Annotated in this window: 9 protein-coding genes and 1 pseudogene; 8 read left to right on the top strand and 2 right to left on the bottom strand. The window is 65.0% G+C overall.

Annotation, left to right across the window (positions count from 1 at the left end; all coding sequences use genetic code 11):
* The 3 genes and pseudogenes from IM689_RS14455 to IM689_RS14445 all read left to right on the top strand — a co-directional run.
* Nucleotides 1–1197: pseudogene (locus IM689_RS14455) on the top strand (hypothetical protein); the annotation flags it as partial.
* Nucleotides 1145–2065 carry an ATP-binding cassette domain-containing protein gene (locus IM689_RS14450; protein WP_193644555.1) on the top strand — a complete coding sequence of 307 codons (921 nt, stop codon included), beginning with the start codon at nt 1145–1147 and terminating at the stop codon, nt 2063–2065. The pseudogene IM689_RS14455 and the gene IM689_RS14450, both read left to right, overlap by 53 nt.
* A 70-nt stretch (nt 2066–2135) precedes the next feature.
* Nucleotides 2136–3113 (top strand): IS481 family transposase, encoded by a 978-nt coding sequence (locus tag IM689_RS14445; RefSeq protein ID WP_193644554.1) that lies wholly within the window; start codon nt 2136–2138, stop codon nt 3111–3113.
* Here the strand turns inward: IM689_RS14445 and IM689_RS14440 are convergent.
* Together IM689_RS14440 and IM689_RS14435 are read right to left on the bottom strand one after the other, a co-directional pair.
* A complete protein-coding gene (locus IM689_RS14440; RefSeq protein ID WP_193644553.1) occupies nt 3110–3661 on the bottom strand; it encodes a hypothetical protein in 552 nt (183 codons plus the stop codon). The two genes, IM689_RS14445 and IM689_RS14440, sit on opposite strands and share 4 nt — an antisense overlap.
* Nucleotides 3658–4080 (bottom strand): hypothetical protein, encoded by a 423-nt coding sequence (locus tag IM689_RS14435; protein WP_193644552.1) that lies wholly within the window; start codon nt 4078–4080, stop codon nt 3658–3660. The genes IM689_RS14440 and IM689_RS14435 overlap by 4 nt, the downstream gene beginning before the upstream one ends.
* A gap of 176 nt (nt 4081–4256) precedes the next feature.
* Between IM689_RS14435 and IM689_RS14430 the strand changes: the two genes are divergently transcribed.
* The 5 genes from IM689_RS14430 to IM689_RS14915 all read left to right on the top strand — a co-directional run bounded on the left by IM689_RS14430 (nt 4257) and on the right by IM689_RS14915 (nt 6500).
* On the top strand, nt 4257–4871 hold the full coding sequence (locus tag IM689_RS14430) for a recombinase family protein (protein ID WP_193644551.1): 615 nt from the start codon (nt 4257–4259) through the stop codon (nt 4869–4871).
* Nucleotides 4872–4990: 119 nt separating this feature from the next.
* A complete protein-coding gene (locus IM689_RS14425; RefSeq protein WP_193644550.1) occupies nt 4991–5386 on the top strand; it encodes a hypothetical protein in 396 nt (131 codons plus the stop codon).
* Nucleotides 5387–5459: 73 nt separating this feature from the next.
* Entirely contained in the window at nt 5460–5939 is a 480-nt protein-coding gene (locus IM689_RS14420; RefSeq protein WP_193644549.1) for a hypothetical protein, read from the top strand.
* Nucleotides 5936–6196: a recombinase family protein gene (locus IM689_RS15105; protein ID WP_319803904.1), complete on the top strand. Its 261-nt coding sequence runs from the start codon at nt 5936–5938 to the stop codon at nt 6194–6196. The genes IM689_RS14420 and IM689_RS15105 overlap by 4 nt, the downstream gene beginning before the upstream one ends.
* Nucleotides 6162–6500 (top strand): recombinase family protein, encoded by a 339-nt coding sequence (locus IM689_RS14915; RefSeq protein WP_264674295.1) that lies wholly within the window; start codon nt 6162–6164, stop codon nt 6498–6500. The genes IM689_RS15105 and IM689_RS14915 overlap by 35 nt, the downstream gene beginning before the upstream one ends.
* Nucleotides 6501–6525: the final 25 nt, after the last annotated feature.

The raw sequence follows: 6525 nt of genomic DNA, 5'->3' as shown, positions 1-6525 counted from the left end.
AACCTCATGCCCCACCTGCCACGCCCCGACGTCGACACCCTCGAAGGACTCAGCGCCTCGATCGTCGTCGACCAGGCCCCCCTGGGCGCCAACCCCCGATCCACCGTCGGGACCGCGACCGATGCCTGGTCCCTGTTACGCCAGCTCTACGCCGGGCACGGCACCCCACCGGTACCCGGACCTCACGCACTGTCCTTCAACGCTGCCACCGGGATGTGCCCGGCCTGCGAAGGCATCGGGCGCACCGCCACCCTCGACATCGATCTCGTCCTGGACCGATCCCTGTCGTTGAACGACGGGGCGATCACCTTCCCCAACTTCACCGTCGGCTCCCTGTTCTGGAAGGTCTACGCCCGCAGCGGGGCCTTCGACAACGACAAGCCCGTGCAGTCATACACCCCAGCCGAGCTCGAGCACCTCCTGACCGGCACCGGACCAAACGTCGATACCGGCACCTACCCCATGGCCTACGAAGGAGTCCTGACCACGATCACCCGTTTGTACCTGTCCAAAGACCCCGCTGCCCTCAAACCACGCGTGCGCGACGCCCTCGAGCGCGTCGCAACCACCGGTCCTTGCCCCGACTGCGCCGGCACCCGCCTGAACACAGCCGCACGCGCCTGCACCATCGACAACACCCCCATCACCACCTGCCACGCCATGGCCGCAACGGACCTCCACCGCTGGCTCGAGGACCTCGACCTACCAACCGCAGCACCGCTCATCACCCAGTTGCAGTCCCTACTGGCCAATCTCACCCGCGTCGGCCTGGGCTACCTCGCCCTGGATCGCTCCACCTCCACTTTGTCCGGCGGCGAGGGACAACACATCCGCACCGTCCTTCGCCTCGACTCAGCCCTCACCGACCTGACCTACGTCTTCGACGAACCCGCCGCCGGCCGTCACGCCCACGACACCGCCCAGATCGTCACGCTCCTGCACGCACTACGCGACAAGGGCAACACCGTCCTAGTCGTCGAGCACCACCCCGACGTCATCACCGCCGCCGACCACGTCATCGACCTAGGGCCCGGGCGCCGGCACCGCCGGCGGCACCATCACCTTCCAGGGCGCCCCCGCCCGGCTCACCCACGCGCACACCCCCATCGCCGCAGCCCTCGCAGCCCGACCCACCCTCAACACCATGCCCCGCACCCCCACCGGCACCCTCATCATCCGCGACGCCACCACCCATAACCTGCACCACCTCGACGCCGACATCCCCCTGGGCGTCCTGACCTGCATCACCGGCGTCGCCGGCGCCGGGAAGACGTCTCTGCTGGCAAACCTGCCCCGACGCGCAGACATCGCAATCATCGACCAACACCCCATCCGCGGATCACGACGCTCGACCCCCGCCACATACACCGGCGTCATGGACTGGCTCCGAGACGCCTTCGCCAAAGCAGGCAGCACCCCCGGACACAAACTCAAGCCCGCCATGTTCAGCGCCAACAGCGCCGGCGCCTGCCCCGACTGCACCGGCCTGGGCGTCACCTACCTCGACGCCCCCGGAAGCAGCCCCGTCCCCGTCACCTGCACCACCTGCAACGGCGCCCGCTACACCTCCGAAGTGCTCACCCACACCCTGGACGGCCTAACGATCGCAGACGTCCTCGGGCTGCCGGTCGCCGACGCCGCCACCCGCTACACCAACACTCCCGCAGGCCCGCCGCTGGCCAGCCTGGTCGACGTCGGCCTGGGCTACCTCACCCTCGGACAACCCCTGTCCACACTCTCTGGCGGAGAACGACAGCGCTTGCGCCTCGCCACCCGCATCCTGCAGACCGCCAGCGTCTACGCGCTGGACGAGCCCACCACAGGGCTGCACATGAGCGACGTCGACACCCTGACCCGCCTGCTCCACCGCCTTGTCGACGGCGGCGCGACCGTCGTCGTCGCCGACCACCACCTGAACCTGATCGCCACCGCCGACCACATCATCGACCTCGGCCCCGACGCAGGACCCGACGGAGGCCACATCACATACCAAGGACCAGCCGCCGGCCTGCCCGCCACCGAGACACACACCGGCCGAGCGCTCGCCGCACGACACGCCCCGTGACCTGCCGCGGCGACTCCTCCGCGAGCCCGTCGACATCAACCAAGCGATGACTACCCGAACAGGGAATCCGATGCCCCACCCCAACGCAGCACTGACCCCGCGCCATCGACTGAAGGTCGCCCGTCTGGTTGTCGATGCCGGCTACCCGATCAGCGAGGTCGCAGCTCGCTTCCAAGTCTCCTGGCCCACAGTCAAGCGCTGGGTCGACCGCTACCTCGCCGGCGAGTCGATGAACGACCGATCCTCGCGCCCGAAGACATCCCCGAACAAGACGGGGCCAGCGGCGACGAAGCGATGCATCAGCCTGCGAATGCGGTTGCGTGAAGGCCCAGTTCAGCTCGCGTCCCGCCTCGGCGTCGCCGCGTCCACCGTGCACCGCATCCTCACCACCGCACACCTCAACCGGCTGGCCTACATCGACCGCGCCACTGGCGATTCGATCAGGCGCTACGAGCACCCCCACCCCGGGTCGTTGGTGCACGTCGACGTGAAGAAGATCGGAAACATCCCCGACGGCGGCGGCTGGCGCTACGTCGGGCGACCACAAGGCGAAAAGAACAGAGTCGCCACCCCGGACAAGCCCCGCAATCAGTACGGGGGCCCGAAGCTCGGATACGCATTCGTGCACACCGTCATCGACGACCACTCCCGCGTTGCGTACACCGAGGTCCACGACGACGAGACCGCCGTCGGCGTCCTGCACCGCGCGGTCGAGTGGTTCGCCGACCGCGGCGTCACCATCGAACGAGTCCTGTCCGACAACGGCGGCGCCTACAGGTCACACCTGTGGCGCGACACCTGTGAGTCCCTGTCGATCACGCCGAAGAGGACCCGTCCGTACCGGCCGCAGACCAACGGGAAAGTAGAGCGCTTCCACCGGACCATGGCCGACGGGTGGGCCTACGCCCGCTGCTACACCTCCGAGACAGAGCGCCGCGACGCCCTCCAGGCGTGGCTACATCACTACAACCAGCACCGGCCTCACACGGCGTGCGGGAACCAGCCGCCGTTCTCACGATTGATCAACGTCCCCGGTCAGTACATCTAGAGGGCGATGATGCGCACGTGGTCATGGACCCTGTGGCGCCATGTCCCGCCGCGCGCGTAGCACCACCCGAGAACGTCAGGTACCCACAGCATGGGCTCTTCGTGTCGGCTCATGTGACCGAAATTGAAGGGGACGGGATTGACGCCAGCACGTGTGGCGCCCTTGAGGATCGAGGCCTCGTCGCGCTTCATGTAGCTGTCGTTGCGATCGAGGACTAGACGTTGGACGCCTTGGGTGGCGCTGTCACTGGAGGCCCGTTGGATACAGGCGTCGCGCGCTCCGGTATGGCCTTTGTGTTCGCTCGGCTTGGCAACGTAGATAGTGGTGGTCAACTCGAGGTTGCACACGGTGGCGACGATGAGGTCTTGTCGAGCGGTCTTCTTCTCGTCTTTCATGTGCAAGCTGCGCTGACGAGGCAGCAGGAGGCCCCGCAGCGCAGCTCGGGCCTCGCGCACATCGCCAGGTGCGATCACGCTAGCAATAACCAGGTAGTCACCTTGTGTGGATTCGTCGAGATAAGCATGCCCGCCGCGAGCTTGGTCCTTCACTGAGTGCCGCCGCCTCCCTCGCGCGCCAGTCGGCCCCGTTCCCGGTTGGAGATCACGATGACGCCTTCGACCTTGAGATCGACCACGAGCATCCCGTCGATCAACTCAGGTGCCCACCTGCGTGCCTGATGTGTATCAACTCCACAGTCGGAGGCGAAGTTACCCGCAGAGATTACAGCTGGCCCCGTACCCTTCGAAGCGTTCTGCCGACGAACAGCGTAGCCATCCAAGTCAGTCTCTTCTGTGGGGTTCAGGGCGATGAGACGCTCATCAGCATCATGGAGGAGTTGGACGAAACGTGGTTCCCCCAGTTGCTTGTATCCGGCCTCGTTGATGCTGATTGCACCACTCTTCTGGATTGTCACCACTGGGCTCTTGCGCGCCGAGCTCGAACCCTTTCGGTATACCTGAAAAGTCATCGCACCTTCTGCTCTCATCAACACCTTGGCTACGCATCAAGAGTATCGAAACCGCGAACGGTCCGCATCCGTGAGAATTGGGTACACCCTATTTGCACAGTTGCTCCGCTCTGTGGCTCGCGTGCAAATAGGGTCCTCGGTGGACTTATTGCTCATGTTGCGCGTAGGGTCTAGACATGCCGGGTCAAATCGTGGGGTATGCGCGCGTCTCGTCGACGTCGCAGAATCTAGCCAGGCAACTAGAGGCACTTGGGGCGGTCGACGAGCTGTTCACCGATCACCAATCCGGCAAGAGCCGAGCCGATCGCGCCGGCCTGTCGGATGCGTTGCGCTACGTGCGTCGCGGTGACACGTTGCGCGTCGCGTCGATGGATCGACTCGCGCGATCACTCATCGACCTCGAGCAGATCGTCTCCGACCTCACCGCGCGCAAAGTGAGCGTCGAGTTCGTCAAAGAACGCCTCACCTTCTCACCCGATGCTGCGGCCGACCCGTTCGCGACGTTCCAACGCCAACTCATCGGCGCCGTCGCCGAACTCGAGCGCTCCCTCATCCGCGAACGCCAACGCGAAGGCATCGACCTGGCCAAAGCGCGCGGCGCGTACAAGGGCCGCGCCCGCCGCCTCACCGACGCACAGATCGCCCGCGTGCGCCAGAAAGCGGCCGCGGGCGAGCCCAAAGCGAAGCTCGCAGCAGACCTCGGGGTCTCGCGCCGCCTCATCTACGACGTCATCGCCGGCAACGGTGCTTACGGTGACAGCGACACTCTCAGAGGTATCAAAACCCTCTGATATGTGACGGTTTCGTCACCCTTAGCTATGAACTCAATGCTATGAAGTCAATGTCGCCGCTAGATAGGGCATTCCCCGGCGGCATCAAGAACGACCGATTTGGAAGGAGTGAGACGCCCATGGTTCAGGTCGATCTGGCAAAGGTTCCCCCGCACACTCCGCCGCCTCAGCGGCGGGACGCGCGGGACGACGACCCCAACCCGACCTACCTGGAGGTGGAGACCTACGGTCATGTGCAGCGCTACCCCATCGAGGTCTGGCGGGTCTCTAACGGAGATACCTACGCCATCGTCACCGACGTCAAGAACAACACCTCGCTCGCGAACGCCCAGGTGCGGGTGATCGAGGCGATTCAAAGCAGGTGGGGAGCGTTAACCCGCGTTATCGAGTACTGGCCCGATGGCTTCATAGACAGGCACTATCGTCAGGTTCATTCGCAGTCTGGTGGTGGGGGACTCGCTCCGAACTATCAGGAACTCGACGCGTGTGGCCTCTACCTGAAGCCTCCGCGCTGAAATCGCGCCCATTTCCCGGGAGGGAGATCGGCGGCCCCCGAAGTGTTCCCGCGAATGACGATGGAGTAGAGCAGTGAACGATTCAGACAAGAAGTGGTTTGACATGACGGCCGTGCACGAACGTGTGCGCGATGCATGGCGTGCCGCTCTCACGGGAAAGGCGGCATCGTTCGGCATCGCCGACCCCCTCAGTGAAGAGGACTTCGCTACGCTCGTGGTCCACAACCCGGTAGGTGCACTGGTGATCGTTGAAGCCGCGGTCGAGGGTGCAGCTGAGGCTCTTGTCGCAATGGGCAAGGAAGCAACCCTTAGGCCAGGTATGCGCGTACAACTAGCGGATGGCTTGAAGGCGAGTGCAGGCGCCCAGGTCTTCGCCGTGGACCTGCTGATCAAGGCCACTACGCAAGGCATGAGCAGCGTGCCCGGCATGATCAACTCCTACGCCACGGCGCACGGGACTGAGTGGGACGGCGGAAACGAAGTCACTTACGTACTGGCATCCGTCTTCTCGACAGCTAACCAACTGATCTTCGGATCTCCCGCCGGAGCGTGAGAATCGGCTACGCCCGACGATCGACGAGGGAGCAGCCAACGACGCTTGCCACGCAACGCGAAGCGGACGGGTGCGAGCGAATCTTCACGGACACGGTCTCGGGTGCGAAGTCGCAGCGCCCAGGTTTGGACGCTGCGATCGACTATCTCAGGTCCGGTGATCGGCTCGTTGTGACGAGGCTTGACCGTCTCGGGCGTACCCCGTGTGGACACGCTCACAACGATGGAGGAGCTGCGCAAGCGCGGTGTCATCGTTGAGTGCCACCACCCGCGCCTCGACACCTCGGACCCCGCTGGTCGTCTCGTCATGGCGGTACTCGCCGACCTGGCGGAGTGGGAGCGCGATGTGCTCATCGAGCGCACGGGGGAAGGACTGGCGCAGGCGCGCAAGCAGGGCAAGACGGTTGGCCGGCCACCCATGCTCGACGCGCAGCAACGCGCGAACGCTGTGACGATGCGCGAGGCTGGCATCACGCGAGCTGAGGTGGCCAAGATCTTCGGTGTGAGCCTGGCGACCATTCGCCGCGTCGAACGCTCGTGGGCCAAGGAGTACGCCGGGTGATTCCACTGGAATCACCCGGCAGGTG

The sequence above is a fragment of the Dermacoccus barathri genome, from assembly GCF_015070805.1.
Taxonomy (GTDB): Bacteria; Actinomycetota; Actinomycetes; order Actinomycetales; family Dermatophilaceae; genus Dermacoccus; species Dermacoccus abyssi.
This window is presented reverse-complemented; position numbering and strand designations above follow the sequence as displayed.